13 protein-coding genes are annotated in these 16,938 nt (G+C 56.3%); 8 read left to right on the top strand and 5 right to left on the bottom strand.

All coding sequences use genetic code 11. The annotated features are described in order from the left end of the window. Positions 1–110 precede the first annotated feature (110 nt). The 7 genes from RBB46_RS09115 (at position 111) to RBB46_RS09085 (ending at position 9,423) form a co-directional block, all read left to right on the top strand. Positions 111–878 (top strand): HAD family phosphatase, encoded by a 768-nt coding sequence (locus tag RBB46_RS09115; RefSeq protein WP_152509089.1) that lies wholly within the window; start codon positions 111–113, stop codon positions 876–878. A 709-nt stretch (positions 879–1,587) separates the two neighbouring features. Continuing rightward, positions 1,588–2,574, top strand: coding sequence for an ABC transporter permease (locus RBB46_RS09110; protein ID WP_269585038.1), 987 nt, complete (start codon positions 1,588–1,590; stop codon positions 2,572–2,574). Between the two features lie 60 nt (positions 2,575–2,634). Further along, a complete protein-coding gene (locus RBB46_RS09105; RefSeq protein ID WP_152505180.1) occupies positions 2,635–3,660 on the top strand; it encodes a sugar ABC transporter substrate-binding protein in 1,026 nt (341 codons plus the stop codon). Positions 3,661–3,728: 68 nt separating this feature from the next. Next, positions 3,729–5,858 carry an SMP-30/gluconolactonase/LRE family protein gene (locus tag RBB46_RS09100; RefSeq protein ID WP_152505181.1) on the top strand — a complete coding sequence of 710 codons (2,130 nt, stop codon included), beginning with the start codon at positions 3,729–3,731 and terminating at the stop codon, positions 5,856–5,858. Beyond that, complete coding sequence (locus RBB46_RS09095) at positions 5,851–6,930, top strand: strictosidine synthase (RefSeq protein WP_306028662.1); 1,080 nt, start codon at positions 5,851–5,853, stop codon at positions 6,928–6,930. The genes RBB46_RS09100 and RBB46_RS09095 overlap by 8 nt, the downstream gene beginning before the upstream one ends. Before the next feature lie 10 nt (positions 6,931–6,940). Beyond that, on the top strand, positions 6,941–8,443 hold the full coding sequence (locus RBB46_RS09090) for a sugar ABC transporter ATP-binding protein (RefSeq protein WP_152505183.1): 1,503 nt from the start codon (positions 6,941–6,943) through the stop codon (positions 8,441–8,443). Next, positions 8,443–9,423, top strand: coding sequence for a 3-hydroxyacyl-CoA dehydrogenase family protein (locus RBB46_RS09085; protein ID WP_306028661.1), 981 nt, complete (start codon positions 8,443–8,445; stop codon positions 9,421–9,423). Before RBB46_RS09090 ends, RBB46_RS09085 begins: the two co-directional genes overlap by 1 nt. Positions 9,424–9,638: 215 nt before the next feature. On the opposite strand, the gene RBB46_RS09080 is transcribed toward RBB46_RS09085, so the two are convergent. The 5 genes from RBB46_RS09080 to RBB46_RS09060 form a co-directional block, all read right to left on the bottom strand. After that, entirely contained in the window at positions 9,639–11,129 is a 1,491-nt protein-coding gene (locus RBB46_RS09080) for an aldehyde dehydrogenase (protein WP_306028660.1), read from the bottom strand. A 121-nt stretch (positions 11,130–11,250) separates the two neighbouring features. Then, a complete protein-coding gene (locus tag RBB46_RS09075; protein ID WP_306028658.1) occupies positions 11,251–12,561 on the bottom strand; it encodes a TRAP transporter large permease in 1,311 nt (436 codons plus the stop codon). Further along, positions 12,558–13,082, bottom strand: a complete 525-nt coding sequence (locus RBB46_RS09070; RefSeq protein ID WP_306028657.1) for a TRAP transporter small permease — start codon at positions 13,080–13,082, stop codon at positions 12,558–12,560. The genes RBB46_RS09075 and RBB46_RS09070 overlap by 4 nt, the downstream gene beginning before the upstream one ends. Positions 13,083–13,146: 64 nt before the next feature. Continuing rightward, positions 13,147–14,124, bottom strand: a complete 978-nt coding sequence (gene dctP / locus RBB46_RS09065; RefSeq protein ID WP_306028656.1) for a TRAP transporter substrate-binding protein DctP — start codon at positions 14,122–14,124, stop codon at positions 13,147–13,149. Between the two features lie 116 nt (positions 14,125–14,240). Then, on the bottom strand, positions 14,241–15,314 hold the full coding sequence (locus RBB46_RS09060; RefSeq protein ID WP_306028655.1) for a zinc-binding dehydrogenase: 1,074 nt from the start codon (positions 15,312–15,314) through the stop codon (positions 14,241–14,243). Between the two features lie 513 nt (positions 15,315–15,827). Between RBB46_RS09060 and RBB46_RS09055 the strand changes: the two genes are divergently transcribed. Then, positions 15,828–16,838 (top strand): LysR family transcriptional regulator, encoded by a 1,011-nt coding sequence (locus RBB46_RS09055; RefSeq protein ID WP_306028654.1) that lies wholly within the window; start codon positions 15,828–15,830, stop codon positions 16,836–16,838. Positions 16,839–16,938: the final 100 nt, after the last annotated feature.

Here is a 16,938-nt window from a genome sequence, read left to right as displayed (position 1 = left end):
AAGGAAACGCTTATGGTGGCGTCCTTACGGCTTACACTGTGAACGTCGTCACAACTGCTTCAGATTCCAGTTAAGTTGATGGTTCGGCGCTGGAGCCGGTTGCTGAGTGCGTGCTCAGGGGCACTATAGATTTAGTTAGTTCTCTGATCGTTGACGACGCTAATATCTTTGAAAGGCTCTATGTGGCTATGATTCCAGGTAAGAGACATATTGCGGTGCAGCATCCAGATCGCATTCCGCAGCTTATTATATTTGATTGCGATGGTGTGCTTGTGGATTCCGAAACGATCTCCAATCGGCATCTTCATAGATTTCTGCTTTCACGCGGCGCTGACATATCCTTTTCCGAATGTTGCGACAGGTTCATAGGAAAAAGCAGGCATGATGTCGAAAGGTATTTATCGGAACAAGGCTTGAAAGTGCCCGAAAATTGGTTGGTTCCGTTCTCGAAGGAATTGATAGCTTCGTTGAAGAGCGAAATAAAGCCAATTAAAGGTGCAAAAAAGGCGCTGAAAGTACTAAAGAATCATGAAGTAAAATTTTGCGTTGCTTCAAATGGATTGATGGAAAAGATGTGCGCAACGTTGGAGACAACGGGTATGCTTCCTTGGTTTGAAGGCAATATGTTCTCGGCGCATGAAGTTGGAGCAAGCAAGCCTGCCCCGGACGTGTTTCTCCACGCTGCGCAAGCAAATCGTATCCTGCCTGAGCATTGCCTGGTTGTAGAAGACAGCTCCAGTGGTTTTGAAGCCGCCGCAAGAGCGGGCATGTCGTGTCTCGCTTATGTGCCGAAAGAAACGAAGTCGACCCCAGATCTTTTCGGTGCACGGCAATTTGGCGACATGGCGCTGTTGCCGTCCGAATTAGGGATCGCCTAAGTAATAAATTAGATTTGTTCATAATTTTATTTCTTTGTCGCCAGTAAGCCTTTTTTTGATAAAGTATTAATGTCCTGCTTGTGAGATCGTCTTGCGGTTGAGAAAATTCGACATCAGTGGAAAAGCAAAAAGAGATATCGCCATCTTCATCTGAAGGGTCGGCATCCTCCTCAATCCGCTTGCCTCCAAGCCCGGTGCGCACGGCGCGTGCCACTGGCTCCGGATGGCCGAATTCCACTACGCTTCGTGTCTGAACGAAACCGGGAGATGTCAAGCTTGTGCCCTGTCAGACTTCTTAGGCGAAGGTACCTGTCGGATAATTCATTCAACAAAGTCCCGGTGTCGTAATTACGCTTTTCAGTTATGATTCTGGCTGTTTCCCGCGAGCGGGTTGGCATCGACCCACCATCGAGTGGAGTTTTCGCCCGATGCTCCAATTTCCGGAAAATCCCCAAAATCTCCGTGCAAACCCAGGAAATCCGGGGGTCCGGACATAATTTAATACCGGCCTACACACCGGCCGCCTGCTCTTTTCATAAGGATAAGGTTATATATTTCTCGTTTCTCAATATTGGACAAACGCGGATCGCTTCGCCAGCGTGAGGCTGCCTTCAGTGCATAATGGAACACGCACCAGGCGGCGGGCCTGTGTCGGATCGCTGGGACCAACCCCGGGGAATTCGGCTTGGGTCATGGGGAGGAAAATACATTGAAGTTTGACCGGAATGCCGTTCTGTCGCTGAATCAGGAACAGATGGTTATGGCCATCTCGGCGGTTCTGTTCGTCCTGTTTTCGATTTTTCTCGATGGGTTTTTCCGGATATCGAACTTGCTCTCTCTTTTGCAGAGCGTCTCGATCCTGGGAATTCTGGCGATCGGAATGGCGGTCGTCGTGATCGGTCGCGGCATCGACCTTACGATGGTCGCAGTGATGGTGTTCTCGACTGGCTGGAGCTTCACGCTTTTCTCCGGAGGAATGCAGGTGGAGACGGCCCTTCTTTTGGGTCTGCTGCTGGCGGTGGCCTTCGGCGCGGTCAACGGATTCCTGATCGCCTATGTCGAGATTCCGGCCATCTTCGCCACGCTTGCGATGGCGACCGTGATTTCCGGGCTGGGACGCTTTGCCCTTGTGTCGAGCGAGAACATCTTCATCAGCGGCGATGTGGGCTGGTTTGCGTCTCTCGGAACCGGTGCGCTCGCGGCGGTTCCCATGCCGGTTCTGCTGTTCCTCATCATCTCCTGTCTCGCGTTCGTGGCCTTGCGCCTGACGCGTTATGGCGCCTTCGTCTACGCGATCGGTGACAATCCGCTCGCTTCGCGCAACAGCGGAATGTCTATCCGGCCCATGACGGTCCTGATGTACAGCTTCGCATCCCTCGTCGCTTTCTGCGCGGGCCTGATCATGGCGATGACCGTGTCATCGGTAAACACCAAGCTGGCCAGCTCGACGATGATCTACGACATCATCCTGGTCGTGGTGATCGGAGGGATCGGTCTGGCGGGCGGCAAGGGCAGTATCCGGAATGTCATTTCGGGCACGGTTCTCATCGGACTGCTGTTGAACGGTCTGACGATCATGAACGTGGATTATTCGGCTCAAAATATCATCAAGAGTCTGATCTTGCTGCTGGCCATCATCGTGGACTCGCTGCTCAACCCCCGCGACGAACAGACATCGCAGCAAGGCGACATCTAGAATTCCGGGTGGTCCAGACGGGCGATCCGGAAAAAGAACCACATTTCTAGGGAGGAAGACATGAAACTTTCTATGTTCAAGAGGATAGGTGCGGTCGCAGCCGTAATGCTGGGTGTCCTGGGTCAGGTCGCGCCGGCCTCGGCGGAGCGCCCGGATGACGGCCTGATCCTGAAGTACCAGAAGGCGTTTGAAGGCAAGACCGTCGCTTTCGTTCCGGTCACGATGGGATGGGACCTGACACAAGGCTGGATGGCCGCAGTGCAGCGGGATGCCGATAGGCTTGGCTACGAGCTGACGATCAGGGATGCCAACTATAGCGTCGATGCAGGCGCACAGGCTATCTCGCAACTTATCAACGAGAAGCCGGACATAATAATAATTCAGAACGCAGACATGCAGGCCTACGTCAAGCTTATCCGACGCGCAATGGACGCCGGCATCAACGTCATCCAGATGAACATGAAGACACCGGTCAACTCGGATGCTTTCGTCGGAGGAGACTGGTATGGCGTGGGCGTGGAAACCGCGAAAGAAGCGGCCCGTCTTTGTGGTTCTGGAACATCCGGAAAAATTGCCCTGATTCAGGGCCCGGTGACCGCACCGCCCAACCAGCTCGGCGTTGCCGGGGTCGAAGATACCTTGGTGGATTACCCGGATGCGACACTTGTGGCCACTCAGGCCGCGGATTGGGATGCCTCGAAAGCGCATTCCATCGCCTCCACGATCATCAAGCAGCACGACGATTTGTGCGGCTTTATCGGGCTGTGGGACAACATGGACGTGGGAATTGCCGCGGCCATCCGGGAATCCGGCAAGCAGGACCAAATCAAACTTGTCTCGACTGGCGGCGGAAACAAGGATCTCGGCTGCACCAATGTCGAAAGCGGGGCGTTCTCGTCGTATGTGAAGGTCGATACGCGCGATCAGGCCAAGGTGCTTGCCTCCGCGATCCAGATGTTGTTGCAGACGCAGCCGGAACCCGGCACGCAGCCCTTTGCCGTCTATACGGAGAACCAGATCCTGACACCGGATACGGTAGCTCCGACGTCCTGCTGGACCGTTGACCAGATCAAACTCGGCAACTGATCTCCAGGCACGGGCGATCGACCTATCTGGCGACGATCGTCCGAAGCCAAAACCCCCGGAGTATACGTATGAGTGCGCGCGAAGCCTATTTGCGCTGGCGATATCGCTTGTTTCCCGACCACGTCATGGGCGAGATCCTGTCGAAGAACTGGATCGACAATGCGATCCCGTTCATGTTCCTTGCCATCGCCGTCGCCGTCTTTTCCTTCATCATCCCGAACTTCCTGGCGATAGGAAGCCTCGGCACGATGGGCGAACTCCTGGCGGAATATCTGTTCGTCGCCATCGGTATGACGCTGGTTCTGAAAGCCGGCGGCATCGATCTCAGCGTCGGATCGGTCTTCGCCCTGTGCAATTTCTGCGCGCTTTATCTGGTCAATGCCCTGGGAATGCCGCTGATCGTCGTCATCCCGGCCGTTCTGGCACTTGGCGGTCTCGTCGGGGCGTTGAACGGAGTCCTCGTCGGATTCCTCGGGCTTCGCGCGTTTCTGACCACCTTGGTCACGCTCATCCTCGTACGCGCCATAGTGGAGCTGCTGTCCCTGAACTACGGTGTCGATGCCTCTTACTCGGAAACGCCGGTGCCAATGTGGGACTATCTGGGCTCAGCCCGGATCCTGGGAATGCCGCTCTCGCTGTTCGTTGCCGTCATTGTGGCGATCCTGACCCATATATTGATGACTCGCATGCGGTTCGGCTGGCATCTGAGCGCTGTCGGCGGGTCGCGCCGTTCCGCCTACAATATCGGCCTGCCGGTCAAGTGGATCGTGGCCCAGACCTACATCCTGTCGGGGGTCTTCACAGCGGCAGCCGCCTTGTTCTATGCCTCGCGACTCGGCAGCATAGGCGGCTCCGTCGGCGTCGGGCTGGAGATTGTTATCCTGACTGCCGCGGTCCTCGGAGGTAACAGTCTGGGCGGCGGGCGCGGGTCGGTCGCGAAGGCGATTATCGGAACCGTCATAGTGGTCATGGTCACCAATGCCTTGGTGCGCATGGGCTTGCGCACCGGCGCCGGCGACCTCGTGTTGGGTCTCATTCTGCTCGTGGCCGTGGCCATAGACGTGAAGTGGATGAAGAACCGCCTCAAGATCCTCAATCGCGCTTATGTCTCACCCACCTATTTTGCCCTGCCGCCGTGCCCGCCCACCGCCGAAGGGTCCGGTTCGCCCTATGAGGTCAACAACAAGCTCGCCTCTGCGCAACCGATCGGCAAGGGGGAGCTCGACGGGCCCGAGGACATCATCCTCGACGAGGACGACAATCTTTACTGCGGCAGCCGGCATGGCGACATCATCCGGTTCTTTGCGCCCGACTACCAACGACATGAGGTCTACGTACATATCGGCGGCCATCCGTTGGGAATGGCGTTCAACCGGGACCGGGAACTTGTCGTCTGTGTCGGCGGGATGGGGCTCTACAAGGTTACGAAGGATCGCAAGCCCGTAAAGCTCTCGGACGAGACGAACCGGTCCATGTTTTCGATCATCGACGACTCGCGCATGCGGCTCGCCGACGATCTCGACATCGCGCCGGACGGCCGGATCTTCTTTTCGGAAGCCACGATCCGCTACGAGATTCACGACTGGGTGCTCGACGCACTGGAATCGCGGGGCAATGGCCGCATCATTTGCTACGACCCGCGTGACGGGTCATCGCGCACTATTTTGCCCAAGCTGCAGTTTCCAAACGGAATCACGATGGCGGGTGACGGCGAATCCTTCCTCTTCGCGGAGACCTGGGGCTGTCGGATCAGCCGATACTGGTTCGACGGCCCCCGCAAGGGACAAAGAGAAGTCGTGATACCGGATCTTCCAGGTTACCCCGACAATATCAACAAGGCCTCCGACGGCACCTTCTGGTGCGCCATCATCGGCATGAGATCGCCCACCTTCGACCTCGCCCAGCGAATGCCGCAGCTCCGCCGGCGCATGGTCTACCGCGTGGCAAGCGACGAATGGATGTATCCGAACATGAATTCAGGATGCGTCTTCAAATTCGATCTGACCGGTCAGGTGCTCGACGTGCTCTGGGATCGCGACGGCATCAAGCATCCTTCGATCACGTCGATCCGGGAGCACAAGGGACGTCTGTTCCTGGGAGGGCTCTTCAACGACCGGATCGGTGTCTACGACATTCCCGGAGCCGACATGGAATGGACAGGCATCAGCCATTACTGGGGAGGCAAGTCCGGTGAGTAACCTCTTTGCCCGTATGTTCGACCGCTTCCGCGGCAGCGGCAGCGCCGCCATCACCCTGCCACCGATGGACGGGGCATTGCGTCCCAACACCCGCATCGATGAAGCCGAGGAAATGGCCGCCGTGACGGCTCCGGACAATATCGCGTTAGGAGCGGATGGCATCCTGCTGTCGTCCGGCGCCCGGTTGCTGGGCCTGAGCCCATCGAAAACCATCGATACTCTCTGGACGGCGTCAAGCGACATCGTGTGTCTGGCGGCTCATCCGTCGGGCATGCTGGCCCTGGGGCTTGACGAGGGGCGTCTCGTCATCCGGGGCGGAGCGCATGAAGGACGCGAGTTCACCAAACTGGGAGATCTGCCCATCGTGTCCCCTTCCGCCCTTGCCTTTGCCGATGACAATACCCTGTTCGTCTGTCTGGGCAGCCAGGATCACGGAATGAGCGACTGGAAGGTCGATCTGATGACACACGGCGCCAGCGGGTCTGTCTGGAAAATCGACCTTGGCAGTGGCGCAGCGGCCTGTATGGCGCAAGAACTCGCTTTCCCATATGGCGTCCACGTGACCGAAAACGGCAATATCGTCGTTTCGGAAAGCTGGCGTCATCGCCTGCTGCGGATCTCTCCGGATGGGAAAATCGGGGTCGTTGTCGATGAACTGCCGGGGTATCCGGCACGCATGGCACACGAGCGCGAGGGCGGAGACTTTTGGCTTTCAATCTTTGCTCCGCGCACGCAACTTATCGAATTCGTCCTGCGCGAAGACGAATACCGTCGTCGCATGGTGGATACGATCGACCCTGAATACTGGATCGCGCCCTCCCTGCATCACCCGCAGTCCTATCTCGAGCCCATGCAGGGCGGCAGCCTCAAGCAGCTCGGGGAACTCAAGCCCTGGGCGCCATCGCGATCGCTGGGGATTGCGGTGCGTCTGGATGGCAACGGGCATCCCGTCGAGAGCCTGCACTCCCGAGCGGACGGAGTGCGTCACGGCGTCACCAGTTGCCTCCCCACCGGCGATGGCCTGCTGATGACGTGCAGGGGTGGCGATATCGTCGTGCGAGCGAAGATATAGGGAGAGGATCATGGAGACATCCAAACTGATCGAAATGCGGTCCGTGACCAAGGAGTATCGCGGGGTTGCAGCGGTCCGAAACGTCGATTTCACGCTCATGCCCGGTGAGGTTCACGCCCTCTTGGGCGAGAACGGGGCGGGCAAGTCCACATTGACGAAGATGATGGCGGGGGTCACCCAACTGACCGAGGGCATGATGCTGCTCGACGGCCGGCCGGTTACCTTTATGACGCCCGGCGAAGCCTTGTCGCATGGTGTGGCCATGGTGTTTCAGGAAACCAGCCTCGTTCCCAGCATGACGGTCGCCCAGAACCTCTTCCTGGGCGAGGAGAAACTCTTCAACCGTCTTCGCGGCATCTACATCAGCGCCCAGCAGTTCATGCAATCGCTGAACTTCCAGGTGAACCCCTGGGCCGATGTCGGGACGCTCGGCGCCGCCCAGAAGCAGATGGTGGAGATCGCAAGGGCGGTGCGGCAGAACGCCCGGGTGATCATTTTCGACGAGCCCACGGCCACGCTCACGCCCGAGGAAAAGCGGCATTTCTTTGCGCTGGTCAAGGACCTCAGGCAGCGGGGTGTCGCGGTGATCTTTATCAGTCACGCCCTCGAGGAGGCGCTGAGCATCGCCGATCGGATCACCGTTCTCAGGGATGGTGAACTGGTGGTGAGCGATACCGTCGACAAGTTCGACCGGGAAAAGATCGTTCAGGCCATGGTGGGCCGCACCTTGTCGGACGATCTTTATCACAGCCACGGGGAAGACAAGATCCGCCGGCCGGGCCGGAAAATCCTGTCGGTGCAGAACCTCTCCATGTCGCGGGTCGTCAAGAACACGTCGTTTTCGATCTATGGCGGCCAGGTGACCGGCATATTCGGCCTGATCGGCTCCGGGCGCACCGAAGCCGCCAAGGTGATCTCCGGCATCTACAAGCGCGACTTCTTTCATGGCGGCGAGGTCAGGCTCGAGAACAAGCCCATTCGCTACCGGACCCCGCGCCCGGCCGTACAGGATGGAATCGTCTATGTGACCGAAGATCGAAAGGTCGAGGGGTTCTATGAAAGCATGTCGATCGCCGACAACATTCATCGTGCTGCACAGGCTGCCAATGTCAGTTCGAGCCTCTTCCTCAACTATTCCGAGATCAAGGAGATGGCCGCCGAATGGACGCGGAAACTCAACATCAGGGCCATCAATTCCAATGCGCGCGTCATCGAGCTGTCTGGAGGTAATCAGCAGAAGGTCGTGATCGCGCGGTCGCTGGTTCAGAAGCCGAAGGTGATCTTCTTCGATGAGCCGACGCGCGGTGTCGACGTGGGGGCGATCTCGGAAATCCACCATCTGATCAATACGCTGGCAGAAGAAGGAATCGCCGTCGTGGTAATCTCGTCTTACCTACCTGAAATCATGAATATATCCGACCGCATCCTCGTTTGCCGGGCCGGGCGTATCGTCGAAGAATTCACACCCGAAGATGCCACAGAGGAACGCATCATGTATGCGGCGGTGCACTGATGGCCGGGAGGATTGCTTCTGCGCCGCCTTCGGGTGGTCGCGTCTGCGTTGTCGGTGCGGGTTTCATGGGGTGCGTGATCGCAACGCTTTATGCGCGCCACGGCTATGACGTGGTCATCTGCGACAGTCAGGCAGCCATGCTCGAAAGTTATGCCGAACGTGCGCGGCCCATCGCTGCGAGCTTTTCCGATGACAGCACCGAAGTCGAGGCGATGGTGAACCGCGTCGCCACCGTGTCTTCCCTGAAGGATGCGGTTGCCGGCGCCTTTATGGTGCATGAGGCGGTGCAGGAGGTGCTGGAGACGAAGCAGGCTGTCTTCGAGGAACTGGATCGGCTGTGTCCGCCGGATGTTGTCCTGGCCTCGAACACGTCCTCGTTTCTCATTTCCGACATCGCCGAACGTGTCTCCAGTCGTGAGCGTGTTCTCGGAATTCACTATATCACGCCAGGCCACATCATCCCGGTGATCGAGATCATCCACAGCAGCTTCACGCCGCCCGAGCTGATCGACTGGGCGCGCGCGTTTATCCATTCCATCGATCATGTGGGGGTGGCCTGTCCCGAACGGCCCGGCTTTCTGATCAACAAGATCCAGTTCGCGATGCTGACCGAAATCTACCGGCTAGTCGACGAGGGTCTTGCCAGCCGCGACGATATCGACGCTGCCGTGCGCCTGAGCCTCGGGCCCCGGCTTGCCCTTTGGGGGCCGCTGTTGACGGAGGATCTGATCGTTTCGAAGAAAACCGCTCTGGCGGTGACGGATTCTCTTTACGAGCAGACGGGTGACGAAAACTACAAGGGGCGAAAAGCGCTTCGGGACCTAGTGGAACGGGGCGATCTCGGCCTGATGACGGGGCGGGGTTGGTATGCATTCGAGGGTGATCGGAGCGAGACCATCATGGAACGAGACCGGCAGCTTACGGCACTTCTCGACTGGCTGCGCGAAGCCAACGCCGTCGACCGCCTCAAGGTAGAGTAGCGCCTGGTTTCCGGCTCCTCCCATGGGCTGGAGACGCCTAGAGCGTTTTCCGATCATATTGAACCATTTGATGGCTCCAAATGGTTCATTCGGCAAGGCGTGTCGCGAAGCGCGATGCGGTGCATCGTGCAAGCGGCACAACGCTACGCACGATCCAACTACGTCAGGGACCAATTTTGTCTCGGTCAAATGGCTCAATATGATCGGAAAACGACCTAACGCATGACGAATGGATTGCTAATCTCAGTACTATAGGAAAGCCAGACCGATTTGGTTTCAAGATAGGGATCGATGGCCTCAATCCCGTTCTCGCGGCCAAGACCCGACGTTTTTACGCCGCCAAACGGCATGAGGAAACTGGCGGCACGATATGTATTTACCCAAACAGTTCCCGCCTGCAGACGTTTGGGCGCGACGGTCGCGCGTTTAATACTGCTTGTCCAAACGCCGGCCGCCAGACCATAGGCGGTGTCATTCGCCAATTGATAAGCTTCTTCGTCATTCTTGAACGGGATGACCGACACCACAGGACCAAATACTTCCTCCTGTGCAATACGCATCTTGTTGTCCACATCGGCGAAAACCGTCGGCTCGACGAACCAACCGTTCCCGCATTCCGGACGCTCGGCTGGAGCGCCGCCCAAGACGCATCTCGCACCTTCGGATTTGGCAATATCGATGTAGGAGAGAATCCGTTCGTATTGTGGCTTTGTCGTCACCGGACCGACTTGGGTTGTCAGGTCCATTGGATCGCCCATCCTCGTTTTTTTTGCCAGCCCTACAAATCTTTCCAGATAATCGTCATAGATGCTTTCATGTACGAGCAGGCGAGAACCCGCGATGCAGGTTTGTCCCGTGGCCGCGAAAATTCCCGCGATTCCACCCGCGACAGCCGCCTCCAGATCCGCATCGGGAAAGACAATCTGCGCTGATTTTCCGCCCAGCTCCAACGTTAGTCTTTTGAAGGCCGGAGCGGCATTCTGCATTATCTTCTGGCCTGCCAGTTCGCCACCCGTGAACGCGACCTTGGAAATTTTCGGATGCGAGGTCAACGGATCTCCGACATCCTGCCCAAACCCCGTAACGATATTGATCACCCCCTCCGGGAAGCCCGCCTCTTTAACCAGGGCGGCGAATTCAAGTGCCGAAGCCGACGTGTGCTCTGATGGTTTGATCACTAGCGTGCAGCCTGCGGCCAAAGCCGGAGCCAGCTTCCACATCATCAGCATGAGCGGCGAATTCCACGGTACGATTGCCGCAACGACGCCCACCGGCTCGCGAAGCGTGTATGCAAACATATCCGGCTTATCGATCGGAACCACCGCTCCGTTGATCTTGTCGGCCAGCCCACCATAAAAATACAGCCACTGGGGAATATAGCGGATCTGACCGCCTACCTCGGCCAAAAGCTTTCCGTTGTCGCGCACTTCCACCGCTGAAAGACGATCGGCGTCGCGTTCGATGAGACCGGCGAGTTTTCTCATCAGTGCTCCGCGCTCGGTCGGTGACATTTTACCCCAAGCCCCGGCGTAGAGCGCACGATGCGCAGCTTCGATGGCATCGTTGACATCGCGTTCATCGCAGCGCGGAATTTCCGCCCACGGTTCTCCGGAATACGGATTATAGCTCAGAAATGTTTCTTTTGACGCGCTGTCACGCCAGCCATTACTAATAAATACTTGATATTTCTTAAGTTCGCTTTTCATTTTTCTCTCTCAGCATATCCGTCATGTTTTGCAAGAAAGCTAAACCGGCATGACGATTTCACCGTCGCCTCAACCGCTCAGCATGTCGCGGTTCAAATCCCGGCATTCATTCCGGAGCCGATCAGAGCATTGACGGCAAAAGTGTCGTCAACTCCGGAACCAGCGCAAGAAGCACCATGCCGATCACGAACAACCCGACAAAAGGCCAGGCCGCAGCGAACACCGATGACATGGATCCCTCGTTCCAGGCGCTCTTGAGGGCGAAAAGGGTGTAACCGAATGGCGGGGTTATGCCACCGACCGTGATGTTGACCAAAAACAGGAGCCAGAACCAGATCGGATCATATTCGAACCTGTCGATGATCGGCAGGTAGATCGGGATCACGATAAGCATCAGCGCGATCTGGTCGATAAACATGCACAGTATAAATGGCAGGAGCATCAGCATGAAGAGCATGACCCACGACGATACCTGCAATTCGACGATCCACTGCGTCAGGGCCGAAGCCCCTCCCGAAAATGCAAGCAGTTGGCTGAACAGCTTGGAACTTGCCATGATGATGAGGATCATGGCCGAGATCTTGGCTGACTCTCCTACCGCCTCCACGATCATTCGAATGCTGAGGTTCCGGTAAATGGCAGCGGTCATCAGCGAGCCCAACACCCCCATTGCTCCCGCTTCGGTCGGCGTGGCGACGCCCATCAGGATCAGCCCCATCACCAGTGCGATAATAATTGTAAACGGCAGAAGTTTTATCAGCGCCGTCGCCGCCTCAAGGAGACTGGGTCGGCTTTTAGCATCCTCATCCGCAGGGGCGAGGGTCGGATTGCGCCAAATTCTGATGAACACGTAGGCCGCAAATAGCGAAGAGAAAACCAGCCCCGGAATAATCCCGGCAATAAGGAGACCCGCGATGGACACGCCGGCCAGGGTGCCGATTATGATGACCAGCACACTGGGCGGTATCAGCGGCGCGAGGCTGGCTCCCGCGAGGATCGTGCCGATAGAAAGACGCGCGTCATACCCCCTGGAAACCATGCCCGGCAACAAAGAGCGACCGAGCATTGCCGCAACGCCCATGGCGGCCCCTGACAATGTGCTGAAGACTGTGGCGAGCACTATGGACAAAATAAACTGCCGGCCGCGGACGCGCCCAACCAGCGTATCGATCGACTGGAAAAGAACCTCGACGGCTCGGCTCCTGAAAAGCAACTCGCCCATAAGAATGAATAACGGGATTGTCACCAGGGAGGAACTGGTCGCCGTTTCGAAGAAACTACCCGAGAACATGCCGAAACCAGCCGGTCCCAGCAGCAGCATCGAAGCCCCGAGATTGACAACGAGAAAAGCCACGAAGACCGGCATGCCGCTGCCCATCGCCAGCAATAGCAGTCCCACGCCAACCAGAACAGCTGGAATTCCCTCGATCATTGGAACTGCCCCTTTGAGCCTTGAAAGCTTTGCCCGAACGCCATGCGCAGAAAACTCAGGCCGGTATTCAACATGCCCAGGAAAACAAATGAGAATAAGATCCATTTTGGAAACTGGATTGTTGTGAGCGTGACGGTCCCCCGCATGTACAATCGTTGGGTTTCACCAAAGAAAATATACGCTGTCCAAAGACAAACCCCGGCACCGACGAGAAAACCGAACCGTCGCAATATCCGGGCTTTGCGTTCGTCGAGCACGTCAAGAAAAATAGAAACCGAAACGTTCCCATGGATTCGGGTGACATGGGGAATGACAAGAAAAACGGAAATCAGCAGAAGAAAAGAGACTGAATCGCTTGCCCATTTTGTTGGTGCGCCTAGGAAATACCGCATCACGACTTCATAGGCAAAAATAGCAACGATAACAGCAAGTGCCATAGATCCGAGTTGGTAGCCGATACTGATAATAACGTCGTGAAGGCGCAAAAGCGTCCTGAACGAACGGTGGAACAAAGCCCTCATCCATGACTCCGTTGTTGGCGAGAAAGATGGTTGCCCCCGGAGGGGCAACCATCTGCATCTGCGGTCAGTCTGAGATATTGGCTTTGCTTGCCATGGTCCGAATTTCGGCAATCGCTTCGGGGTTGACGGTACTCGCCAACTCCGTCACGCCGTTGAACCAGGCGCTTTTGAGCGTGGCCGCAAATTCGGGCTGGAAATCGGTGGCTTCCATTCCTTCGGCGATCAGCGTCTCCATTTCGGTCGTCGCAAGACCATCGAAAATTGTCGAGCTTTCTTTCTCATAGGCCAGTGCTGCAGCCTCGATCTCAGCCTGGGTTGTTTCATCTAGGCTGTTCCATGTATCGAGATTCATCAAAAGCATATGGCTGACTTGGCCAAAGGTCGGCCGCACGAAATAATCGGCAACCTCGAACCAGCGATAGTTCACCGCACCGACGGTCGGCCATGCGGCGCCATCGACTACCCCACGTTCGAGCGCAGGGTAGATTTCCGGCCCAGGCAGAACAACCGGAGAGCCGCCGAGTTTCTCGATCACGGGATGATAAAGTGGAGTTCCCCGGATGCGACGGCCATTCAGTGCGTCTTCGCCCAGAGGCTCTTTCAGGAGCATGTGGAAGCCGTTGCGATCATAGAACACGGCGATCAGTTTCAGTCCGACTTTCTGGTATTCTTGGTCGGCGAAATCCCAAATGCCGGAGTCATGAAGTTCTTCGCTGGAACCGCTTAATGCGTCTAAAGACATACCAACGGCAATATCGTTGTAGTGATATCCTCCATTTGTATAGAGCAAATTGAATACACCTTGCGCGACCGGATTGAACTGTTCGAAAGGCGGTACCGTTTCGGGACCGAACCTGGATAAGTTCAGATTTTCGGTGGTCTCGTTCTCGAGATACTCCATAAATGGCATCAAAACCTCACCGACGGCGGCATAGCTCTGATCCCAGCTTGAAAGGATTTTCAGATCGGCCGCCATCGCATGGTTCGTCGCGACATGTGGCAGTACAATTGACGCGACAAGGCCGTATATTATGTTTTTCATCTGCTCTCCTCCTGTTTTATTTTCAGCACATGGCTGATGGATACTTTGTCCGTCCCCAAACCGACCGAATAGAATTCCTGAATTCGGTTGGTTCTCTTTCCGATCCATTCGGTTCCCTAGAAAACGATCACTCCTTTTCCAGACGCTTGTTTGTCCAAAAGCTCATAAGCTTTTCCGGCCTGATCGAGCGTCCAGCGATTGGAGAAAATTGCCTCGACGTCGACGCCGCGATCCACCGAGAACGTTCCGCATTCCTCCATGATGTTCGTTGAGAAGGTGAAAGACCCGACCACATTGATCTGCCTGAAAATCACGTCGGCGGAAAAATCGACTGACGCCGACCTGCCCAGCCCGACAAACACAGCGGTTCCCCACAGCCGAAGGCACTTTATTGCATCGGTTATCGCCTGCTGCGCCCCCGATGTTTCGACCGAGAAATGTGCGCCTTTGCCGTGTGTCAGATCCCTGATCGCCTCGACCGCATTTGTATCCGCAGGGTTAATCGTTTCGGCGGCGCCAAAGCGATTGGCCATCTCGAGACGTTCTGCGTTAACGTCGAGTGCGATAACCCGTGCGCCCATTGCGGCAGCGAACTGGGTGCCGGATAATCCGACCGGACCCTGGCCGAATATTGCAACCGTATGGCTCGAATTCGGCTGGACCTTGCGAAGAGCTGAATAAGAAGTGCCCGAGCCGCATGCGATCGCCGCACCGGCTTCGAACGAAAGGCTGTCCGGGAGCGTAACCAGCGTATGAGCTGCGCATTTCATGTATTTGGCATGCGCGCCATGTGCGGTCCAACCATAGATATCGGGAACCATGGTCTCGCAGATTTGAGGCCATCCCGTCCGGCATTGGTCGCATATGTGACAGCCGGAATAGTGATGTATCATGACGCGCTGGCCGAGGCGGGCGACACGCTCGCTCACTCCCGGACCGACCGCAACCACAACACCGGAAGGTTCATGGCCTCCGATCATCGGCCCGTTGTCGCGCATGGTCTCATAAGGTTTTCCCTTGGCCAGCTCACGAAATGCCTGATCGTCTGACGGTGCCCGATAGGCGTGCAGATCGCTCCCGCACAGACCTGACGCCTTAACTTCGATCACGACCTCTCCCGGCCCTGGAGTCGGATCATCGAATGTCATGATCTCGACCTTGCGATCTCCGGGAAACGTTACGCCTCGCATGTTATTCTCCCCTTTGCGCCATGCTTGAATTGGCAATTCCGCAGACGTGCGCATCCGCTTGGCGCGTCGTTTTCCTGCATTTTCTAGCGAGCATTCATTTGGCCGGCCGGCCTGGTCTCCGCGAGCCAGTCACACAGCCCTTGAAGTCAAGCCAGCTGCGCAACTGCTTCCGCCCGCCGGGAATTTTCTTCCAAAGCCATGCATGGTCACCTTGGGTCTCTCCTTCACGTCCAACCCCTGTAACTGGTAAGGCTCAGAGCCAGTCGCCTGAGCCGAACAGCGGGTTTCTTTGCTTTTTTCTCGATATGACGTGCCTGGCGGCGCGCCTTGATCTGCGAAATCGTGGTGTACCGCGACGATGATTGTCCAATATGAATTTGGCGATGATTTATATTGTTTAGGTTATGTATTGAGTGATAAGAATAAGCTGTTGTCCGGTGTCGCCCTGCTGTCAGATAAAGCGTTTTCGCAGCGTCGATTTCGATAGCGTGCAGGTTGAGGGGAAGAGCTGGTATGTCTAAGTCGCTTTTGCAAAACGTAGATTTGCAGTTGTCAAACAGCTTTCTGCGTTCAAGGAATTTGACACTCCACAAACTCAACGTTTTCTGCAAGGTCGCTCAACTCAACAGTGTAACGCGCGCGGCAGAGCAACTTAATATTGCTCAGCCTGCGGTGACGGCACATCTGCGCGGTCTGGAGGAAAGTGTTGGCGCTCAGTTGGTGCAGAAAGTCGGTCGTAACATAGAGCTGACCCAGGCCGGAAAGCGGATATATACCTGGGCATCCGAGATCTTGCATCGCAGCTCTGAGATGTTTCTCGATCTTGTGGACATCAACAATGGCGGTCTGGAGAGAACGAAGATCGCAGCGTCGATGGTCGCGGGGACTTATAAGCTACCGGATATAATACTCGAAAATCATAGATCAAACCCATCGCACAAGGTTTCTGTGTCGGTCCTGACACCCTATTTGGCGACTGAGGCGGTCTTGAACGGCGAATGCGATTTTGGGGTGACGCTGATCAATCCAAACAAGGACACGTCCAAGCTTGAAATTGAGTTGCTTTGGAGAGAGCCTCTCTACCTGGTCGCGGCTATCGAAAGCGACCTGGTCCAAGACGTGGCCGGGCTTCAAGAGCTTTCGTCCTTACCTCTCGTAACGCCTCCCCGAGGTCAGATTGCCCGAGAACTAATCGATGAAGCGCTTCGGACAGTGGGACTGTTCAGAACGAATAGCGTAATGGCATTCGGTCATCCGGAACCGATTCTGAAGGCTATTCGAGCTGACGTAGGAGTGGGTTTCGTTTTCGAGAGCGCGCTCCCGCTTGACATGAACCAATACGGGCTGCGCTTCGTGAAAACTCCCGAAATCAGTTTATCAATGCCACTCTATCTTGTTTACAACAGCCAGGCCGTATTCACTGAAGCGCAAATTCAATTGATGGAGCGGATCAGAGCTGCGTTTGCCAGGAACTCGAGCGCCGCGTTGCAAAATCCCGTTGAGGCAACCAGCCCGTCATCGTGATCGAAGTCGGAAAACGCCGGCTTCCAGCGCTCCAGACTTCGGTCTCAGCGCATCGACCAAAGGACTCCGCGCTGATGTGAGGGAAAAGGGACCTCAGGTC

It is taken from the genome of Stappia sp. MMSF_3263, assembly GCF_030733745.1.
In the GTDB taxonomy this organism is placed as follows: domain Bacteria; phylum Pseudomonadota; class Alphaproteobacteria; order Rhizobiales; family Stappiaceae; genus Stappia.
The sequence above is the reverse complement of the archived record's forward strand: the minus strand, read 5'-3'. Positions and strand labels throughout refer to the sequence as shown.